Genomic DNA, 19053 nt, shown 5'->3' on the forward strand with positions numbered 1-19053 from the left:
CGTCACCAAACAAGAAAGTTATTGTAGATATTCAAAGTCTTTAATTTATATCGTTTCTCTTTGCTCATTCATTATTTTTCCGATTATTTTACAGACATAAAAAGTCTTTTATATCTTTAATGTTGACTATACATGACTCCTGATTTAAGTATGTTTGCTCGAAAGTAAAAAACTATTGAGAAAGTAAGTGATTGCAATGACAAAAATTAATTACCTCAGCTCTATGCCGATTAACAAACTACTACTTCAATATGCTGTACCTTCTGTTATTGGCTTTGTTATCTCATCGTTATATATCATCATCAATCGAATTTTTATTGGTCATATACCAGGAATAGGGTCCATCGCTCTGGCTGCCATTGGAATGACCGCTCCAATCACCACCTTCTTGTTTTCAATCTCTGCAATGATTGCAGTTGGAGGTAGTGCCCGAATTTCAATCCTCCTGGGGCAGAGGAAAAAACATGAAGCAGAATCGACTGCTGCAAATGCCATTATGTTTTCAATTCTTCTGGGTTTGTTGATTATCGGAATTTATTTTCTTTTTCATAATCAATTGTTTGCCTGGCTAGGCATACAGGGCCAGGGGTTACCCTATGCAAGAAAATACATTGATATCCTAATCCTAGGTTCCATCTTCAATCTGCAAAGCTTCATTTTTCCTAATCTCATTCGTGCCGATGGTAATCCCAAGTTTGCTGCGACAATAACTATAGTCGGCTGTATAATCAATATTTTGTTGGATACCTTATTTATTTATGTTCTACATTACGGTATCCAAGGCGCAGCTTTGGCTACTTTGTTGTCTCACGTAGTTATTGTTTCTATGGGAACATATTATTTTTCCAAAGGTAATTCGACACTTCAATTGTTGAAACAACATTTCACATTAAGAATGACAATCTTAAAACCTTTTTTGCTTATCGGGATGGTTCCCTTCTTTAATCAGATGTCAACCAGTCTTGCACAAATTGTAAGCAACTTTTCTTTTATGAAATATGGAGGCGAACCATTCATTGCTTCCCTATCTGTTATCAATTCCATCACCACCTTGCTGCTCACGTTCGTTAATGGACTCTCTCAAGCCAATCAGACTATAGCCGGATTTAACTACGCAAGAGACCATACAGATCGAGCCATGCGTTCATTAACGCTTTCCGTGGCATATTCCACAGTCATTCTATTGTCAGGGAGTATCATCATTCAATTATTTCCCGGACTTCTCATTAGGAGCTTTACCTCTGATATATCTATTATTGAGATAGCTTCTAAGGGTTTACAATTAAATTCGATTCTACTATTTCTTAATTCAATCTTTATTATTAGTGTAGGTTTCCTCATGGTTACAGGCAACGCTAAGACCGCTGTAATTGTCAGCATATCCAAACAATGTATTCTCTTAACTCTTATCATTTATTTCTTACCCATGATTATTGGCACAAATGGTCTTTGGCTTGCACAACCTATAACCGATCTCTTAGCCAGTCTTGCTCTCATTACCATTATTGTTAAACTATACGCCCATTCCTTTAGGAGATGACGTTATAGCTTGAATTTTTTAGAGGGTGAACTAAACTGTTGGAGCATAAGCATGGATCTTCTTCATTCGTTGGATCATTGATCAACAAACAGATTTCTATGGAATTATACTTCCTGAAAAATATGCATACACAATTGTTAAAAATATAAAATTCTTCGACCGTTCCTGAACCAGGGTCCGCGAAAGTGTATGTTCGTTCCGTATAAACACATTCAATATGAAATGGGAGGAACACAAAAAAGGTATCTCTTCAATCATCGAGATACCCTTTATGGTTGCCGTCTTATATATCAATAACTTAGATACACCCAAATTATAGTGTCATATACACGATGTTACGTGAATTATTTGCATTAACCACCTATCTTAGTGACTGTTGCTATGTGCTCCTTTTTGTCTCAGAAATACCCCCTCAGCCCATACCTTTAACTGCGCAAAAGCAAAGACGACGCCGAAGGAACATGCTACAGTCGATAGATAAACCAAGAGTAGCCCCACGAAGAAAGGAAGCTGACCTATCAAGTCACCAAACAAGCGCAGCACGATGACCAGAATGAACACATTCGCTGTAAAGGCTCGGTACGCGTAAGTAGATAACCATTTGTAATAGGGAAGTGAACGGGAATTCAAGCTGATCAGATGCCTTGCCAGCATGTAAATCAGGAATATCACTACCAAACTATACAAGGTCATGGATGGCTTCAGATAAATCAGATTTCCGAAGGACATATCCTCAAATCCAAAACCGAAAAATTCGTGATTTGTCCAAATGAGAATAAGCAGCATTACCGGAATGAGTATGAACTGAATCCGGCGAAGCACTCCGTCGAACTGTTTCTTATATACCCAAGCGATTCCACCTAATAAAGCATAAATAAAATAACTAACGAAAAAGCGGTCAAGGTAACGCAGACTAATCGCATATGCTCCTCGGAATACAAAGGTATCGTACATCCATAACCACGCTCCGAAGATCACAAAGCTCACAATAAGCAGCGGAATGACCCGCTTAGGCTTAGCCAGGTATTTGTAACAGATGAAAATAAGGACTGGCATCAGCAATTGAAATTGCAACATCATCACTGTGTACCAATACTGTGATGATGCATTACCGAGCACAAATGACTCGATGAGCGTCCAGAATGATGTAACGTGCTGATTAACCTGAATTTCCGGGAAGAAAATTAAGCCAGCCGCTGCCCACAGTAAATAAGGAATCACAAGCTCACCGAATTTTTCCTTGTAAAAATGGGATGCCTTCGTATGCTGATTATTTTTCACCATCCCATATACAATGGCAAAAATAAAGACTGGCGCAGTATACTTTACTATATTGAAAATAACACCTAATAAGGCTAGGTCATCATTAGTGTGTGCATACTTCAGAAACATTCCCAGAACGCTTTGCAAGATCGCTCCGCTGACGGCAAACACCTTTAAAATGTCGCTCTCATTAATATTAATATTCCGCTTTTCAGTGTTTTCCATAATACGCACTTCCCCTTGGACAGCTTGCCTAAAGCCAAATGGTCGTGCATTCCTCCCTTTTGCCGTTGATTATAGCTCCTTATTGCCGAGGATTACGAACGAGCTTGGGACCCGAAGAAGTTCGCAGCACCACAGTACTGGCCCGTCTCTCAAGAATTTCGCGCAGGACGTAGGCACCGTCTCTTGTCTCCAATTGAATGTCAATTCGAACACCCAGATGCTCCAACTTGTGCACAAGTCTTTCAGCTGCTGCATAATCAATAACCTCTGAACCATCTATAACAAGGTCAAGATCACTTGTTTCCTTCACAGTTGGGTATTGCGTTACTATTTCGAAACCCGCACTTCCCACTGGTCCCCAGCGCCAATCCAGCATCATTTCTGCTAATAAATCCATCACCTGCAGGACAGGCTGTTGCCGTCTTGTTGCAGATAAAGAGTTCCACATCTGGCGCTCCGCTATCGCATAAGGAGACACGAGCTGGCACACGCCCTCCGGGTCAAGCAAGGCAGATTCCCGTTGATTTCGGTCTGTTCCACGTATTCCGACAGGAATATGACTATTTTCTAATAGTCCAGCCCTGCGAACGACTACAAAGGGGGCCCGCCTCAGCGAGGCGGTTACCCACTCCTTGTCTTCGTAGAAGGAGAGATATTTCAAATTGGACACTTCAATCAGATCATGTGGCCGAATTACCATTGCTCCGAAAGCGCTTGTCGCACGTTATTAGTTGCCATACGCCCACCTGCCAGAGCTTCCTTGGTCTGCAAGCGGAAGCTAAGGTCACGAGGCGCTCCTTTCGTACTCTCAATAGCCTCGGAAATGGTCCGTTCCACAATGTCTACATCACTGTTCTGTGGATCGTCCGCTTGGATCCCGCTCAGCAGCGAATATAGTGCTCCCAGAGTACTGTAGCTGCGCACATCGTAGGCCATGGCTGGAACTTTCTTGGTAGCTTCATCCAGCTCGGCAATCGTCCGCTTGGTGATTCGGGCAGCAGAAGCCTTGGACATGGCCTGAATATTAACCTTGCTGTCATCCAGTGCGATCAAACGATTCGATTGCAGCCCATGCGCGAGGAAGCCTCCCGAAATCGCGTTACCGACGATCACACCGATGACCGGATGACCCTCTAATCTAGCGGTTGCATAAGCATCTGCACTTGCAGCGAGGGCAAGGCTGATGCCGACCATTTCTTCCTTATAGCCGTAGGCTTGACTCGGTACATCAATGATGGCAATGATCGGACGTTTGGTTTCTTTTTTCTCATCCTGACGGATTGCGTCCTTGATGACTTGAGCCACCGTCCAGCCTTCAAGCATACCGACCTCGCCGTTTCTGACACGCGGGAATCGGTTGGAGGCATCCGGAACAATGGCGACATATCTGCACAATTGTCCGTTCTTTTCCACATCGGCCGCAAGTACGGAAGGAACATCGCTGACTGGGTGAGTAATGCCCGTCAAGCGGGAGAACCAGCGATAACCTCTACTGTCCGAAATGTCGGCCGCGCCCTCTTTTGCCAGCGGGACAGGCTGCTGCACAGGCTGTATCTGCTTGTAAAATTCGCGATAGCGCTCAGGTGTCCAAGGTTCTGTAGGATCAAGATTGCTTAACAGGGTCAGATAGAAATCGATTTGCTCTGTTTTAGCAGGCTTTGCCGGTGCCTTGAGCGCAGTATCAATCGCTTCGATAACTGCATCCGTCGTATCTTCCACCACTTCGTCAATCAATCCGGTTTGGAAGCGCTGGTTGACTCCGATTGTGTTCCAAATCAAGGCTTTGTCGCTTGAATCGAACTCCATAACCCCTGCTTCCTGCTCAATGACCTCCGGCCCGTTCAGACCGAGGCGCGCTTTCTTCGTAGCAATCAGAGTGGTAAACAGTTCTGCAGTAATGGACATTCCCCCAAATGCCCCTACGCGGCCCGGAATCAGCCCGATAACTGGAACGTATTTACGCAGGCCGACGATCTGGGTCGCAATCTCCGAAATCGACAACAACCCATAGTTCGCTTCTTGTAGACGAACGCCTCCTGTATCGAAAATCATGATGGGATATAGCTTGTTCCCGTCCTTATTCACTTCCAGTGCTAGTTCGAGCGCTCCGGAAATTTTGGCCCCGCTGACTTCTCCAATGCCCCCTCCTTGAAAAGCACCTTCCATCGAAATGATCAAGACCTTCTGTTTGTGTATTTCGCCAAGAGCCAGAATGATCCCGTCATCGCTCTGAGGAACAATGCCTTGCGGCTCTAAGTGGGGGGATTGGATTTTGTCCAACGGCCCAAGCATCTCCCGGAAAGTCCCTTCGTCCAGCAACGCTTTGGCTCTCTCGCGTCCATTCAGCTCCACAAAACTATTCTGCATAGTCTAGCACCTCCAACACTTGCGTAAATCTAAGCATTACTACCCCCGGAGTAGCTCCGAAGTCATGAACTGTAATATTGGCAGTAATCGGATAACGGTTAAAAAAACGGATCAGAACATTCTCCCATACTTGTCCAAATCCTTCACTGCCTGTTAAAATGCTGACGTTGGTGGTCTGGCCTTCCGCAGGCTCTACAATAATCTCCAAATCCCCCGAACCGACAACACCGATATGTGCCGGCTTACGGATGGGCTTCGTAGTCTGGTATTGAAACTGTAATTTTTCCATCCTTCAGAAACACCTCCAATTAAAAGTATCAATCAATAAGAAATAATGTCGCAGCTAGCAGGTCGGCACTGCCTCCGGGTGAAAGTTGTCTAACATTGCAATACTCGGACAAGCGGTAGAGCAGTTTTCTGCCCGACTGGGTTCTTAATCCGTCTACTGTAAGGAACGCTGCGGACATTCTCTGAATCGCCATCAGATCCGACAACTGACCGCGGTGCAGGATACAGGTATCATCCACACTTGCCATCAAGGCCAATAAAGCTTCTATGCGTGCTTCCACCTCTGTCTTCCCACAAGCCCTGGCGCGCAGCAAAGCAGGCAAAGCTTTGTCCCGGATGTGCGGAAAGCCTAGCTTCGCTTCTTCCTCTGCCCCCACTACCACGTATTTCTTCTTAACCGATTCTCCATTCGTCCGCTGCATCGGGCGGTACCGATCATGGAACGATGCGATTGTTCCTGCAATGCTCATAATCTGATGTGGGTCCCGTTCCCTTGGAAAGGCTGCCCGTGCACTGGTTAAAAGACCAAGGGCCCAAATGGCACCCTTATGTGTATTGACACCGTTCGTTGCACGGAGCATCACCTTTTCGCCCTCCCGCCCGATTAGAGCTATCTGCTCGCGCAAAGACTGGTCCACCGGGTGAAGGTATGAAACAATGGCTATTTCCCGAAACGTATCCTCCAATGCTCTCGCGGATGCAAGCATCAGATCGATGGACATATCTGTATGAGAGCCATTGTCTCTGGCATCGACAAGTCCAGGCTTGGGCGTAAGAAGAGCCTCTTCCGTCAATGCCTTTACAGCTTTGGCAGCCAGAGAAGCCGCGAAAGCCGAATGCTTCATCGTGAGCATGGCTTTAAGACCAGCTCCGGAATTTAGCCGGTGGATCATACAATCCGTCTGACCAATCTACGAGGTCGTTGATCGTTTGTGCTGCCAGCAGCGAGCGCTTGGCTTGTCTACGCATGATTCCAAGATCCTCCGGATAGGCCACAATCCCCCTGTCACGCAGCAGGCTCACATCAGTCTCATTACTTTCCATCCCTAAAGGTGTTACGCCCGCAATTGCCGCGAGTGCCTTCTTTCTCTCCTCTATGCTGTCCGTCTTGTAGAGGTATGCGATACCTTCCTCGGTGAGGACGTGGGTGACATCATCCCCGTAAATCATAACCGGCGTAATGGCAAGGCCGGATTCATCCTTCACCTTGATGGCATCTAGCGAATCCACAAATACTGGCTTTTTGTTGGCACCGTATGTTTCAACCATCTGCACGACCAATTTCCGGCCTTTAGAGAGTTCCGTCGGGCGCTCGATCATGTCAAGCCAGGCAGGAGTCGCATGTCGCCGTCCCCGAGGATCATGCCCCATATTCGGTGCTCCTCCAAAACCGGACAGTCTGCCGGAAGTAACGGTAGACGAATTACCCGCGCAGTCCATTTGTAACGTTGATCCGATAAACATATCTACAGCGAATTGGCCTGCAACCTGACACATCGCGCGGTTGGAGCGCATAGATCCGTCCTTGCCGACGAAGAACACATCTGAACGAGCCGCAATGTATTTCTCCATACCGACCTCGCCTCCAAAGCTGTGAATGCTTTCGACCCAGCCGGATTCAATCGCCGGAATCAAAGTCGGATGCGGATTCAGGGCCCAGTGCTTGGCAATCTTCCCTTTCAGGCCGAGCTGCTCGCCATAGGTCGGCAGCAAAAGCTCAATCGCTGCAGTATTAAAGCCAATGCCGTGATTAAGCGACTGCACCTGATGTTTTCCATAAATGCCCTTGATCGCCATCATGCCCATCAGAATTTGCAGTTCAGTAATATTCTGCGGATCACGGGTAAACAGTGCTTCCAGTGCGTAAGGTTTGTCGGCCTGTACAATGACGTCGACCCAGGAGGCTGGAATATCGGTTCTCGGCAGTTCGTCCACGATTTCGTTGACCTGCACGATCACGATCCCATCCTTGAAAGCGGCCGCTTCTACGATCGTCGGAGTTTCTTCCGTATTGTTTCCGGTATACAGATTGCCCTCGCGATCTGATTTGTCTGCCGCTACCAGTACCACATCTGGAATAAGGTCAATGAAGAGGCGTCCGAACAATTCCAAATACGTATGGATGTCACCGAGCTTAAGCGTCCCGTCATCAATCATTTGCGCTACACGCAGGCTTTGGGAGCCACTGTAGGAGAAATCCAGCTTCCCGGCGATGCCTTTCTCGAAAATATCCAAATGTTCAGGTCTTGAAATGCTGGACATAATCATATGCAGGTCATGCACCTTGCCAGAATCGACTTCCAGCAGCTTCTGGGAAAGGAAGGACGCTTGCTTCTGGTTATCTCCTTCCAGGACGACCTTCGCACCTGGCTCGATTAGCGCCTCCAGCAGGTCGACGATCCGGGAGGAGTCGATGTATTTTCCGTCCAGCCACTTTTCCACCTTTCCTAACCTTTCCTGCTTTTTATCACGTTTTTGTGACCAGGATCGCAGTACTTTATTCATTCTTCTTGCTCCTTCCATTTTCTAATTAGATACTGAGTCGCTTCCAAACCGATCTCGTCCACAGATATTTGCCGGGTATCCTTATGGGCTTGCTTGACAAGTGTGGAAAGAGTATGACCCGGCGGCATCTCGATGAAACAGTCAACTCCCGATTCGACGCAGACAGCCGCCATATCCATCCACCGGACGGGATATGCTACGTTTAGGGCAAGGTCCTCCGCAATTTTTTCCTTGGCTGTCGTCTTTCTCCCCGTATGATTCATCAAATATGGTATTTGAGCGTCCCGCATGGAAAAAGTGTGCATTTTCAGCAATAGCTTATTGGCTACCTCTGACATCAGCGGGGAGTGTGAAGGAATCGGAACCTTCAGAAGCACTGTCTTAGCGGCCCCAAACTCCTTCGCATGCATAAAAGCTTTATTTATCCCTTCCAATGAACCGGATATGACGATTTGCTGCTCTGCATTCATATTCGAGAGGTAGACAGGCATCGCCTCGCTATGAGAAAGATCCACGGCTTGTTGAACCTCTGCCTTCGTAAGCCCAATAATCACACCCATTCCATAGCCTTCGGGGAAAGCCTCTTCCATCAACCGGGCACGGAGCCGTACGATCCGAAGCGCATCCTCGAACGAGAGAACCCCCGCGATGACCGCCGCAGGAAATGCACCAATGGAATGCCCTGCCACGAATTGGGGCCGGATACCCTGCTCGATCAACTGGTAGGCTATTCCCGTCTCCTTAACGAAGAGTGCCGCCTGAATCCAGACGGTTGAGCCCATAGCCACCTCATCGTCGCGTAGTTCAGTTCCGATAACACTTGTTGCCTTTTTCACATACTCAGGTACATTTTGGAGCATTCCAGGAATCTGTGCCCCCTGGCCGGGAAATGTAAAAACGATGTTCAGAATCTCACCACCTTTAGCAGATTCATCTTCTTTACATTGTCAATTGTAATAAGTGAGCAAATACCTGTAAAATATATATATTCACATATGATCGATAACCTAATGGTTATAAAGGGGATTACCTCACTATGGATTTTTTGCAGCTTAAGTATTTTCAAGTGACCTCGAAGCATGAGCATGTCACACGTGCCGCGAACGAGTTGTTTATCTCACAGCCTGCCCTAAGTAAGATGATTAGAAACCTGGAGACGGAATTGGGTGTGCAGCTATTTGACCGCGAAGGAAAACATATCGTACTGAATGAATATGGAAAGAAGTTCCTGAAAAGAGTGAACCAGTCGCTATCAGCGCTAGAGCAAGGCATATCCGAAGTCAAAGAAATGAAGAACGAAAAGATTGAGGTCATCACGTTATACGTAGCCGTCGGCTCTATGCTATTGCCCAAGCTTGTCGGTAAGTTTCGCGATCTCTACCCTCAAATTAGATTCAACCTGACCCAGCACCCTGCGAAGATGAAGAAAGGACTAGCGTACGATTTTGCGATTACGTCCGAAGAGTTGACGGACAACGAGAATGCGATCCTGCTGGAGGAGGAAATTTTGCTTGGCGTACCCACATCTCACCCTCTGAGTTCTCAGGACACCGTATTCCTGAAAGATCTAGAGCATGAGAAGTTTATCAGCCTTACACCTGGAAATTCGCTTAGGAAGACAACAGACCGCTTTTTTACCCACGTCCCTTATGAACCGGACATCGTCTTTGAAAGTGATGATCCGGCTACGGTAAGAGGGTTGATTCAGACAGGACTTGGCATCTCCTTTATTCCTTCTATCCTGTGGAGGAACGTCGTAACCGAAGACATCAAACTGCTTCCAATCAGCGAGCCTCGATGTATGCGAACGATCTATCTGTCCTGGCCTACTGGGGAACTGCACACCGATATAGAGAAATCGTTCTTCGAGTTCATCATTAGATTTTTCCGAGATATTGCTCAGCATTGACAGTGATGTGTAACCAAGTGGATAGTCTCTAGCTTACGTTTATTTCATAACTTAGTCATAACACCGGCTTAGCCGGTGGCTTCCATCAGCCCTAAGGGCATGAGACCAGCGAGCGGTGGTAGTGACCTGTCGCCTCCAAAACAACAACCGGAGCCATACCTGTGTTGGCCTCAAGCTTGGCCAACATCGCTCATAACCGCTCGAATCTGTGCTCTTCATGCAAAATAGGGTTTATTTCGTTTGAAAAATCCTTGCGCCGCGCTTGAACCCTAGGTTCACTCCTTATCTTTTATTTCGTCGGTCTTTCCACGATGGTTCCAAACCTGTGGCTTGGCTTGTGATGCGGGGCCACCAGCCCCTACCAGCTGAAATATGGTCTTTTGGAGGGTTGTAGGAAAACTGTTTTTGTACGGGATCACTGCCCCTAAAGCCACCACGTTTTCTCGGCACCCTATCGTAAAACGACGATAAAAAAGGCCAACCAGAAGATTCTGGCTAACCCGATAATACGAGAAGACACTAAATTAATGACTTTCAATGGTACCCTGATTTTGTCCCTCGACAGCATCAAAGATTTGATAAGATCATAGATAGAATAAAGTGAAGTTGTCTAAAAACTTTTGTTTTGAGACAACTTCACTAAATCAATTATAGAACTTATCAACACAGCTCATATTGTGCTTGTGTCAATCACGAATCTGTACTTCACATCTGAAGCTAACACGCGTTTGTAGGCTTCGTCAATTTGGTCAGCTGAAATGACTTCGATCTGAGGAACGATGCTATGTTTTGCACAGAATTCCAGCATTTCCTGAGTTTCACGGATGCCTCCGATCATTGAACCTGCAAACGAACGACGGTGACCGATGAGAGACATCACGTTTACTGACAACGGCTCCCCAGGAGCACCCACGTTAACCAGAGTGCCATCCAGAGTGAGCAGTGCGAAATATGCATTGATGTCGATATTCGCACTTACTGTGTTAATAATCAAATCAAAGGACCCAGCGAGTTTTTCGAAAGTTTCTGGTTCGCTTGTAGCGTAGTAGTTATCTGCCCCGAATTGCAAGCCATCATCCTTTTTCTTCAATGACTGTGACAGAACAGTTACCTCTGCACCCATTGCATGTGCAATTTTGACAGCCATGTGACCAAGACCACCCATACCCACAACCGCTACTTTCTTACCTGGTCCAGCTCCCCAATGATTTAGCGGCGAGTATGTTGTAATACCTGCGCAAAGTAGAGGTGCAGCGACATCAAGCTCGATGTTGTCAGGAATTCGGACGATGAAGTCTTCCGTTACGACAATGTGGGTGGAATACCCGCCTTGCGTAGGTTCGCCGTACTTGTCAACACCCGCGTAGGTAGGAATATTTCCTTTGAGACAGTACTGCTCTTCTCCTTGGCGGCAGTTTTCACATTCGCCACAGGAGTCAACCATGCATCCGACTCCTACTCGGTCACCAACCTTGTACTTTGAAACTTCGGCTCCTACTTCTGTGACAATTCCTGCGATCTCATGTCCAGGTACGAGGGGATAGTTTACTGGACCCCATTCGCCGTGAGCAGTATGGATGTCAGAGTGGCATATGCCAGCATATTTAATTTCGACCAGGACATCATACGAATCAAGATCGCGTCGTTTAATCTCAGTCGCCCGGAACGATTGGTCCGGACCGTCAACAGCTCGTGCTTTAGCAGTTATCATAATAAAACCTCCTAAGGTTATCATTTTCCAAGAGAATTACGCTCATAGGGTACAAGTGCAAGACTTGGCTTGAATTTCATTGAATTCATCCCTACTTTTTCTCTTGCAAAACCATCTTAATCCCTCTAGTTAACTCTAGGTCAAATGTCTTTGGAAAATTGGTGTTCTTAAGAAGCTTAAAAATGAAACGTCTATATTGCAACATGTTTTTGTTAACTTTGACATCCCGCATACAGCATGGTAGAATTCCCACATATCCTAGAGTTAACTCGAAGTCTATGCCAATAAGAAAAGGGGAAAATGAATGTCATATTCTATCAGCGAAGTTGCAAAGGAACTGGATCTCACAGTGTATACCTTGCGTTACTACGACAAGGAAGGACTCATTCCTTTTGTAGAACGTACCCCTAGCGGAACTCGAATATTTAAAGAATCAGATATCGACTTTTTAAAGATCATTCAATGCCTGAAATCTACCGGGATGCCGATCAAGGATATCAAAGATTTCATTGAGTGGTGTTCCGAGGGCGATTCCACCTTGCAGGAAAGATATGACATGTTTACAGAACGTAAAGCTAGTGTAGAAGCACAAATGGAAGAACTAAAAAAGACCATGGAAGTCATCGAACACAAACGTTCCTATTACAAGACTGCCCTTGATGCTGGTACGGAAAAGATTCATAAAAACAATAGAATCGGGAATTTTATTACTAGTTAATAACATCATACTAACACTCATAAAAAAGCTTAAGTCTTTAGAATTTAGGATTTTGGTCAAGTGGTTATTCAACTATTGTTTTTTCACTTTTGCAGGTACATTTTTTGTACTAACGCTCCTGCCGTTATAATGGAATTCTCACCGACTGCTACAGCCAGTATGATGGTTGCCTTAACACCAATTTATGCTCTTTTTTAATGACAATAGGATTTGAAACGATCAATCTTCTTCTTGAGGGGTGACTGATTGATTAATCGTCATGAGATTGACTTTGGAAGCAATCAAAACATGATCTTCACCTCGATCCATGGAGGTGTAACCTCGGATTAGAGCGTTCACTCCTTTAATCAACTATCCCCCCGAAAATGTCTGGGTTGGAAAACCGCTCATGAATCTTTCTCGAGGGAACTCTCTCACTTGGTTTAGCAATCCGTCATAAAAAGATCGATAAAACGAATTTTTAGTTTGTAGTGATAGATGTAGATAATCGAGAAAGCATTCGACAAGCTGCTGAGTCAATCCTTTGGCTAGTGACGACTGGACCTGAAGGACCTACCGGGGAATTCTTCAGAGATGGAATACGAATCGAATGGTAAATAAATTGATTATCGCTTTATTATGTAAATGACATTTTCCACCCGTTCTTCCATGTTGCCAATGCAATTGAATTGTATCTGTAAAAGTAATATCGCTAGTAAGATGAGGAATTGATAATCATGTCGTTCGTCAGACAGCGACCAGATGCTGGTTTTCGTGTTGTAAAAAAAACGGAACGACAGCTTTGGAATATGTGGAAACAGCTTACAGTGCATATCCGTCTCGATGTTGATGTCCAGTATATTCCCCAATAATTAACGATGTATATCTTGGTTCCGCTCAAGAAATACAGAGCGATCAGACCAAACGAAACCCAAATCAGTGTTCTTGCCGATATCAGGCGCAAATTGATACGAACCTCCAAATGGGACAACGGCTCAATCCGACCCAACTCCGCATCCAACCGGCGATCCGCTGTGTAAGAAGAAAGAGATGACAGGGAGTAAGGGCTACAATCAAATCTTAAACTGCACAAAAAGAGCACACAATGGTGGGCTCTTTTTGTGCATCTGAGGGTTGAATAAAAATAGCCTTATATGTGATTTTTTAATCTCTTCTCCATCAGTTCTGCGCATTATTGTTAATTCTTTTATTAATTCATCTTTCTCATATTCCAGAATTATTCCAGAAGGATCTGATGTGGTTTCTAGCGACCATACAGCAAACCATGTCGTTGCAGTCCATGAGCATTCAGATAGTTCGCTGTTATTCTAAAAGATCAATTTATCTAATACCATCATTATTCAGCTTACCAGCTTTAGACCAACTGCTGAACCGAGTACCATCGCGATGAACAGAATTCTCGCGGTATTACGCGGTTCACCGTAAAAGATCATGCCCAATATGGCCCCGCCCGAAGCTCCAATACCGGTCCAGACGGCGTAGGCCGTTCCCATCGGTAGTGCTTCCATGGCCAGGGTTAGAAACAAAAAGCTCAATCCAAAGCCTCCAAGCAAGTAGCAAATGGACAGGAAATTCCGGTCTTTATGGAGTTTATTAATCATGAGAACTCCAATCATCTCAAATACGCCTGCCAAAATTAGAAATACCCAGTTCATACGTCAGTGCACCTCTTTTCCTTGTTTCTTCTCTTTGCTCTGTATTTTGAGCCCTATAACTCCGAGCAGAAGTACCCCGATCAGCATCAATTTGGATCCCTGTACCTCGGCACCAAACAACAAAATTTCTCCCAATACAGTGCCGGCCGTTCCCAAACCGACAAACACTGCATAGACTGTTCCTACCGGAAGCGTACGGGAAGCCATAATCATGAGTATGAAACTTACTAAAATGGCTACTAAAGTGCCCCCCCACTCTAACCATCCACTGGCATGTTTCAGGCCGATGACCCATCCAACTTCAAATAATGCCGCAATTACAACAGATAACCATGTCTTGTTCATTCTGTGCTTCCTCCTTTTTGATAATGCTGCAATATAATATGGATTTAAAGCAGCAATAAAAAAAGCCTGAGATCATACTGCATACAGCAGTTTTTCTCCCAGGCTTTTATCCCTCCGTGGCACAGTACGACGACTGTGAGTTTTCTCTCGGACCAGCCGATATTACATCGCGGAACCCTAGAAAACATTTTTGAATTCAATTATAGTTAATATTATACACATTAGTAAATAAATTGCAATATAAAAATTAATAAAGATTCGTATATCATCAGATGGTTAAAGTTAGCGGCCGTATTTTAACAAGGGGTAGACCCAGACCCTTGGCCAATATCATAGTTTTATTACTGGAAAGTGGGCGTTAAACAATATTCCAACTGTACGTTCCTTTATGGGTCATGTGCCCTTTGTATCATGATCATTTGGGTGATGCTTTGTTTTGTCTTTTTGTTATGGAATATACATAATAACCTGCCTTTACTAAACTTATATCATTGTTTTGGTCATTATGAAATCAATTTGTTCTTCATCACCCATATAAAAAGAGTGTGCGCCAGTTTGAACAAACCCCATTTTCTTATAAAAAGCAATAGCGTTTTCATTTTTTTCCCATACACCGAGCCAGATTTTCTTTTTATTATGTTCCATCGCAATTTCCATAGCTTTATTTAGCAGATATTTACCAAGCCCATGTTTTTGAAATTTGTTCTTTATATAAATCCTCTCAATTTCGAGTGACTCATCGCCCATTTTTTCGGATTGGGCATCATTCATATTTACCTTTAAATATCCAGTAAGTTCTTCATTGAAATAGATGAAAAAGATTTCTGAAGAGATATTGGACAATTCCTCCTCCAACTGTTTAGAGTTAAATGCTCTTTCCAGATAGGCTTTTATATTTTCAGATGAATTCTGATTTTTAAAAGTATCGTTGAATGTTTCAATACTTATTTCTTGGAGCATTTGTAAATCTTCACGGTTGCACTTTATTATTTTTACAGTCATTTTAATGCATCGCTCCTTCTTATAAATCAATAATTTCTCTTGTTGCCCTTTTTCACAAATTCCCAGTCATTCCCTATATTTTCTCTTACTCTTTGAAGAAGATTGAAAATGGTTTCTACTTCTCTTTCCGAAAATCCCTCTAATGCAACGTTATTGGAATGATCATTTTCTCTTTTTATAAATGGATAAACATTGTTCCCTTTCTCTGTTGGAAAGAGTTTTTTAATTTTTTTGTTATGTGTATCTTCTTTCTTTTTAATAAATCCATTAATTACAAGTTTTTTTATAGCACGAGATGCAGTTGTTCGATCTACTTTTATCATCTCAGCTAACTTTTCTTGAATGATTCCTGGGTTTTCACATATTCGCACAATGTACAAATACTGCCCTTTTGTAAGGTCATATTCTTTAAATTCTATATTACTTATTGAATCTAATGCCCTTGCTATCATTCCAATTTCACGAAGTACTTCTTTCATAATTAACTCCTTTGCACCTATTTTGTTGCAAACGCAATAAAAATGGTATATATTAAATTTACCCTAATTTTGTTGCATTTGCAACATGAAATTATGATAAAGAGGTCGAGTACAGTGAAATATGTTTTTTTTGTATTAGGAATTTTTATATTATCCCTTGGAATTTCGTTCACTATACAATCAGACCTCGGGACTTCACCTTTTGATGCACTTTTGGTAGGACTGTCCATAAATGTGGGGCTTACTGTGGGAAGTTGGGAAATAATAATTGCTATAATATTGATATGTTGTAATTCACTTTTAAAAAGACAAAGACCAGAATTTTTAGGGTTGTTAACAGCTTTTATAACGGGTATTGGTATTGATATGTGGCTTTTTTTATTACAAAATTTGATAACACCTGAACTATGGTACAGCAAAGTTGTTTGTTTTGGAATTGGTTTAGTTGTTGTAGGATTAGGAACTGCAACATATTTACAGACAAATTTTGCACCCATTCCAGTTGACCGCTTAACATTAATCATACAAGAATTAACTAGAACAAATCTATTTTTTTCGAGAACATTCATCTACCTCATATTCTTGATAATAGCAGTAATTTTAAATGGACCCATTGGCATTGGAACTTTGTTAACTGTTTGCTTAGGGGGGCTAATACTCAATTACTTTATGCCATTTACCGAAAAAATACTAAACCGCATATTAACACACTCTGGTACATCACCAAATTATGAGAAAGATAAAAAGCATTCTATATAGAATGCTTTCTTTCTTGTTCAACTAACCTGATCCGTTAGTTGAACTATCAAAGAACTGTGTTCATTGTAATAACATCCGTTGATTTCGATACAGAATTGTACTTTGTACTTAGTTCCAGACCTACGGCCAAGGAAATTCCCTACATATTGAACCTGATTTTTTTCCAAGTTGACACTGAAGCTTAATGCTCATATTTCTTTATTTCGATCTTAAGTTTCTCTATAAGAATTGGTACTGTTATTTGTCTCTCAATTGGTACTTTAATTGTGTCTAATTCATTTTTATAATGTGTTTGTATTTTGAAGGTCAATTAATAAAGGAGTGTAGCATTATGTTCTGTGGATTATCTGCTTTTCCACTCACCCCAGTTAACGAGACAGGTATTAACGAAAAAGCATTTGTGACCCTGATTCAACGATTAGTTGCAGCTGGTGTAGACTCAATTGGTGCATTGGGTTCAACTGGAAATTATGCATATTTTAATCGAGAAGAACGTTTACGTGTTCTTCGACTTGCTGTCCATTCAGCTGAAGGGATTCCCGTGATGACAAGTATAAGTGCGATTCGTACTTCTGAAGTACTTCGATTAGCGGAAGATGCACAAAGAGCAGGAGCAAGCGCAGTGCTGCTAGCCCCTGTCTCCTATCAAACACTAACGAATGAAGAAGTATTTTTACTCTATGAACAGGTGACGAGTTCACTCTCCATTCCACTTTGTGTATATGATAATCCGAGTACCTCACATTTTCATTTCAGTGATGAGTTGCACGGTCGAATTGCTAAGCTACCTAACGTTAGTTCTATCAAGATTCCTGGAGTACCTTCTGATCCTGAAGCAGCCAAGACACGCATTAGAAAACTGCGAACGGCCATTCCTTCCCATGTAACTATAGGAGTAAGTGGAGATTCATTTGCAGTCACTGGCTTGAATGCAGGCTGTGAAGCATGGTACTCAGTTCTCGGTGGTTTGTTTCCAAATGCGTGCCTAAAAATGACCCGTTTGGCCCAGGCCGGTTTTGCTGACGAAGCGAAACGACTCTCGGTGCTACTTGAACCGATTTGGACGTTATTTCATCAATATGGTAGCCTTCGTGTTGTTTCAGCAGCAGCAGAAATAAGTGGCTTGATCTCAAGTCCCAGTCTTCCTTTACCCTTACAACCATTGAAAAAATCAGCTAGAGAACACTTGGAATTTATACTAAAGGATATTCAGTCTACAGAAACATCCTGTTCCCCATTCGGCTAATACCTTTTCGAAGGGGAGACTACTAAGCACGTTTGCTGTAAAATTTTTCGTTATGAGTGTTGGAGGAACAACAGATGTGGTTCACATTTGCAATTGGCGCTGCTTTTTTCTTTGGCTTACGCGGCATCCTCTATCAATGGACGTCTCAACGGTCTATTGATCGGAATCTGCTGTTTGTTGGGGTGTATGTATCCAGTACAATCCTGGCGTTAATTATGAATATGTACGCAAATCAAACTTGGAGTTACGAGGCCTGGCTTGGTTTATTAATGGGTATTTTCTCTTTTATGGCCAATACGTTCCTATACAAAGGTTATGCTGTTGGTAGAGCTTCAGTCATAGCATTTTTTTCGGGACTAACGCCTGTGCTTGTTGTCCTGCTAGCTGCTTTGCTTTGGGAAGAGACACTTACTTTAGTCCAGCTAGTCGGATTCTGCATCATTATCCTCTCTCTTATCGTCGTTAGATACAAGCGAGATCTGCAAGTAGGACAGTATCAAGGCTGGCAATGGGGCATACTGGCCATCTTGTTTTATAGCTTCACAGACCTTTCCTCGAAACAAGCCTTACTTTACGGAGTATCTATTTTGCCTGTTTTGACAATTATGTTCATGACAAGTAGCATATTATTTGCTGGAGCATACTTTTTAATTAAGATTAGACAAGATCCTTCTTCAACAGATATAACTTTTAATGAAGAAAAACAAAAAATTAAAAAAAATGAATGGACAATTCTTGGAACGTTGTTATTAGGAACGATAATTGGTCTTGTAAATATTGTAGCCATGATACTTAAACTTGCTGCCTTTCATAGTGGAGTTACCGGGATTGTATCCGCAATCATTGCGTTGAGTGTCGTTGTGATATTACTTTATGCTCGATTCTATCTAAAAGAAAAAATGAGTCGTCAAGAGATATTCGGCTTAATTCTCGCATTGATTGGAATTATCGTAATTAAAATGATGGTTTAATCAAATTGATGTTTAAACTGCATATGAATCAAACCAGAAATCTCCAAATAAAAAAGACCCGCGTTTATTG

The 19053-nt window shown here is 43.2% G+C and carries 18 protein-coding genes and 1 riboswitch; of the genes, 6 read left to right on the forward strand and 12 right to left on the reverse strand.

Annotated elements, in window-relative coordinates; translation table 11 throughout:
- The first annotated feature begins 196 nt into the window (after nt 1–196).
- Nucleotides 197–1540: an MATE family efflux transporter gene (locus tag ACWXW9_RS21625; RefSeq protein ID WP_494931097.1), complete on the forward strand. Its 1344-nt coding sequence runs from the start codon at nt 197–199 to the stop codon at nt 1538–1540.
- Between the two features lie 366 nt (nt 1541–1906).
- Here ACWXW9_RS21625 and ACWXW9_RS21630 read toward each other — a convergent pair whose 3' ends face one another.
- The 7 genes from ACWXW9_RS21630 to ACWXW9_RS21660 form a co-directional block, all read right to left on the reverse strand.
- Nucleotides 1907–3028, reverse strand: a complete 1122-nt coding sequence (locus tag ACWXW9_RS21630; RefSeq protein ID WP_494931098.1) for an acyltransferase family protein — start codon at nt 3026–3028, stop codon at nt 1907–1909.
- Between the two features lie 79 nt (nt 3029–3107).
- Entirely contained in the window at nt 3108–3728 is a 621-nt protein-coding gene (locus tag ACWXW9_RS21635) for a malonate decarboxylase holo-ACP synthase (RefSeq protein WP_494931099.1), read from the reverse strand.
- The gene (gene mdcD / locus ACWXW9_RS21640; RefSeq protein ID WP_494931100.1) at nt 3722–5395 is read right to left on the reverse strand and encodes a biotin-independent malonate decarboxylase subunit beta; all 1674 of its coding nucleotides are present in this window, start codon (nt 5393–5395) and stop codon (nt 3722–3724) included. Before mdcD ends, ACWXW9_RS21635 begins: the two co-directional genes overlap by 7 nt.
- Nucleotides 5385–5684, reverse strand: coding sequence for a malonate decarboxylase subunit delta (locus ACWXW9_RS21645; protein ID WP_494931101.1), 300 nt, complete (start codon nt 5682–5684; stop codon nt 5385–5387). The genes mdcD and ACWXW9_RS21645 overlap by 11 nt, the downstream gene beginning before the upstream one ends.
- 28 nt (nt 5685–5712) lie before the next feature.
- Nucleotides 5713–6537 (reverse strand): triphosphoribosyl-dephospho-CoA synthase, encoded by an 825-nt coding sequence (locus ACWXW9_RS21650; RefSeq protein WP_494931123.1) that lies wholly within the window; start codon nt 6535–6537, stop codon nt 5713–5715.
- Nucleotides 6538–6541: 4 nt separating this feature from the next.
- Nucleotides 6542–8188 (reverse strand): malonate decarboxylase subunit alpha, encoded by a 1647-nt coding sequence (gene mdcA / locus ACWXW9_RS21655; protein WP_494931102.1) that lies wholly within the window; start codon nt 8186–8188, stop codon nt 6542–6544.
- Nucleotides 8185–9048 (reverse strand): ACP S-malonyltransferase, encoded by an 864-nt coding sequence (locus ACWXW9_RS21660; protein ID WP_494931103.1) that lies wholly within the window; start codon nt 9046–9048, stop codon nt 8185–8187. Before ACWXW9_RS21660 ends, mdcA begins: the two co-directional genes overlap by 4 nt.
- Before the next feature lie 176 nt (nt 9049–9224).
- Here ACWXW9_RS21660 and ACWXW9_RS21665 point away from each other — a divergent pair, with 176 nt between their 5' ends.
- Nucleotides 9225–10097, forward strand: coding sequence for a LysR family transcriptional regulator (locus ACWXW9_RS21665; protein WP_494931104.1), 873 nt, complete (start codon nt 9225–9227; stop codon nt 10095–10097).
- A 670-nt stretch (nt 10098–10767) separates the two neighbouring features.
- Here the strand turns inward: ACWXW9_RS21665 and ACWXW9_RS21670 are convergent.
- A complete protein-coding gene (locus tag ACWXW9_RS21670) occupies nt 10768–11808 on the reverse strand; it encodes an NAD(P)-dependent alcohol dehydrogenase (protein ID WP_494931105.1) in 1041 nt (346 codons plus the stop codon).
- Between the two features lie 304 nt (nt 11809–12112).
- Between ACWXW9_RS21670 and ACWXW9_RS21675 the strand changes: the two genes are divergently transcribed.
- Nucleotides 12113–12526: a MerR family transcriptional regulator gene (locus ACWXW9_RS21675; RefSeq protein WP_494931106.1), complete on the forward strand. Its 414-nt coding sequence runs from the start codon at nt 12113–12115 to the stop codon at nt 12524–12526.
- Between the two features lie 1340 nt (nt 12527–13866).
- Here ACWXW9_RS21675 and ACWXW9_RS21680 read toward each other — a convergent pair.
- From ACWXW9_RS21680 to ACWXW9_RS21695, 4 genes are all read right to left on the reverse strand, one after another.
- Entirely contained in the window at nt 13867–14181 is a 315-nt protein-coding gene (locus ACWXW9_RS21680) for a DMT family transporter (protein WP_494931107.1), read from the reverse strand.
- 3 nt (nt 14182–14184) lie between these two features.
- Complete coding sequence (locus ACWXW9_RS21685; RefSeq protein WP_494931108.1) at nt 14185–14526, reverse strand: DMT family transporter; 342 nt, start codon at nt 14524–14526, stop codon at nt 14185–14187.
- A gap of 93 nt (nt 14527–14619) precedes the next feature.
- A riboswitch (guanidine-I (ykkC/yxkD leader) is annotated at nt 14620–14718 on the reverse strand.
- 291 nt (nt 14719–15009) lie between these two features.
- Nucleotides 15010–15528 (reverse strand): spermidine/spermine N(1)-acetyltransferase, encoded by a 519-nt coding sequence (paiA, locus tag ACWXW9_RS21690; protein ID WP_494931109.1) that lies wholly within the window; start codon nt 15526–15528, stop codon nt 15010–15012.
- Nucleotides 15529–15554: 26 nt separating this feature from the next.
- On the reverse strand, nt 15555–16007 hold the full coding sequence (locus ACWXW9_RS21695) for a MarR family winged helix-turn-helix transcriptional regulator (protein ID WP_494931110.1): 453 nt from the start codon (nt 16005–16007) through the stop codon (nt 15555–15557).
- Between the two features lie 114 nt (nt 16008–16121).
- Between ACWXW9_RS21695 and ACWXW9_RS21700 the strand changes: the two genes are divergently transcribed.
- The 3 genes from ACWXW9_RS21700 to ACWXW9_RS21710 all read left to right on the forward strand — a co-directional run bounded on the left by ACWXW9_RS21700 (nt 16122) and on the right by ACWXW9_RS21710 (nt 18983).
- Nucleotides 16122–16766: a YczE/YyaS/YitT family protein gene (locus ACWXW9_RS21700; RefSeq protein ID WP_494931111.1), complete on the forward strand. Its 645-nt coding sequence runs from the start codon at nt 16122–16124 to the stop codon at nt 16764–16766.
- A 331-nt stretch (nt 16767–17097) separates the two neighbouring features.
- Nucleotides 17098–18012 (forward strand): dihydrodipicolinate synthase family protein, encoded by a 915-nt coding sequence (locus ACWXW9_RS21705; protein WP_494931112.1) that lies wholly within the window; start codon nt 17098–17100, stop codon nt 18010–18012.
- A 74-nt stretch (nt 18013–18086) separates the two neighbouring features.
- Entirely contained in the window at nt 18087–18983 is an 897-nt protein-coding gene (locus ACWXW9_RS21710) for an EamA family transporter (protein WP_494931113.1), read from the forward strand.
- Nucleotides 18984–19053: the final 70 nt, after the last annotated feature.

The organism is Paenibacillus sp. LT-B23 (assembly GCF_059417685.1).

Excerpts from the sequence above, each read along its gene's own strand:
- ACWXW9_RS21625 (WP_494931097.1), top strand. The coding sequence starts at position 197 with ATGACAAAAATTAATTACCTCAGCTCTATGCCGATTAACAAACTACTA.
- ACWXW9_RS21630 (WP_494931098.1), bottom strand. The coding sequence starts at position 3,028 with ATGGAAAACACTGAAAAGCGGAATATTAATATTAATGAGAGCGACATT.
- ACWXW9_RS21635 (WP_494931099.1), bottom strand. The coding sequence starts at position 3,728 with ATGGTAATTCGGCCACATGATCTGATTGAAGTGTCCAATTTGAAATAT.
- mdcD (WP_494931100.1), bottom strand. The coding sequence starts at position 5,395 with ATGCAGAATAGTTTTGTGGAGCTGAATGGACGCGAGAGAGCCAAAGCG.
- ACWXW9_RS21645 (WP_494931101.1), bottom strand. The coding sequence starts at position 5,684 with ATGGAAAAATTACAGTTTCAATACCAGACTACGAAGCCCATCCGTAAG.
- ACWXW9_RS21650 (WP_494931123.1), bottom strand. The coding sequence starts at position 6,537 with ATGCTCACGATGAAGCATTCGGCTTTCGCGGCTTCTCTGGCTGCCAAA.
- mdcA (WP_494931102.1), bottom strand. The coding sequence starts at position 8,188 with ATGAATAAAGTACTGCGATCCTGGTCACAAAAACGTGATAAAAAGCAG.
- ACWXW9_RS21660 (WP_494931103.1), bottom strand. The coding sequence starts at position 9,048 with ATGCTCCAAAATGTACCTGAGTATGTGAAAAAGGCAACAAGTGTTATC.
- ACWXW9_RS21665 (WP_494931104.1), top strand. The coding sequence starts at position 9,225 with ATGGATTTTTTGCAGCTTAAGTATTTTCAAGTGACCTCGAAGCATGAG.
- ACWXW9_RS21670 (WP_494931105.1), bottom strand. The coding sequence starts at position 11,808 with ATGATAACTGCTAAAGCACGAGCTGTTGACGGTCCGGACCAATCGTTC.
- ACWXW9_RS21675 (WP_494931106.1), top strand. The coding sequence starts at position 12,113 with ATGTCATATTCTATCAGCGAAGTTGCAAAGGAACTGGATCTCACAGTG.
- ACWXW9_RS21680 (WP_494931107.1), bottom strand. The coding sequence starts at position 14,181 with ATGAACTGGGTATTTCTAATTTTGGCAGGCGTATTTGAGATGATTGGA.
- ACWXW9_RS21685 (WP_494931108.1), bottom strand. The coding sequence starts at position 14,526 with ATGAACAAGACATGGTTATCTGTTGTAATTGCGGCATTATTTGAAGTT.
- paiA (WP_494931109.1), bottom strand. The coding sequence starts at position 15,528 with ATGACTGTAAAAATAATAAAGTGCAACCGTGAAGATTTACAAATGCTC.
- ACWXW9_RS21695 (WP_494931110.1), bottom strand. The coding sequence starts at position 16,007 with ATGAAAGAAGTACTTCGTGAAATTGGAATGATAGCAAGGGCATTAGAT.
- ACWXW9_RS21705 (WP_494931112.1), top strand. The coding sequence starts at position 17,098 with ATGTTCTGTGGATTATCTGCTTTTCCACTCACCCCAGTTAACGAGACA.
- ACWXW9_RS21710 (WP_494931113.1), top strand. The coding sequence starts at position 18,087 with ATGTGGTTCACATTTGCAATTGGCGCTGCTTTTTTCTTTGGCTTACGC.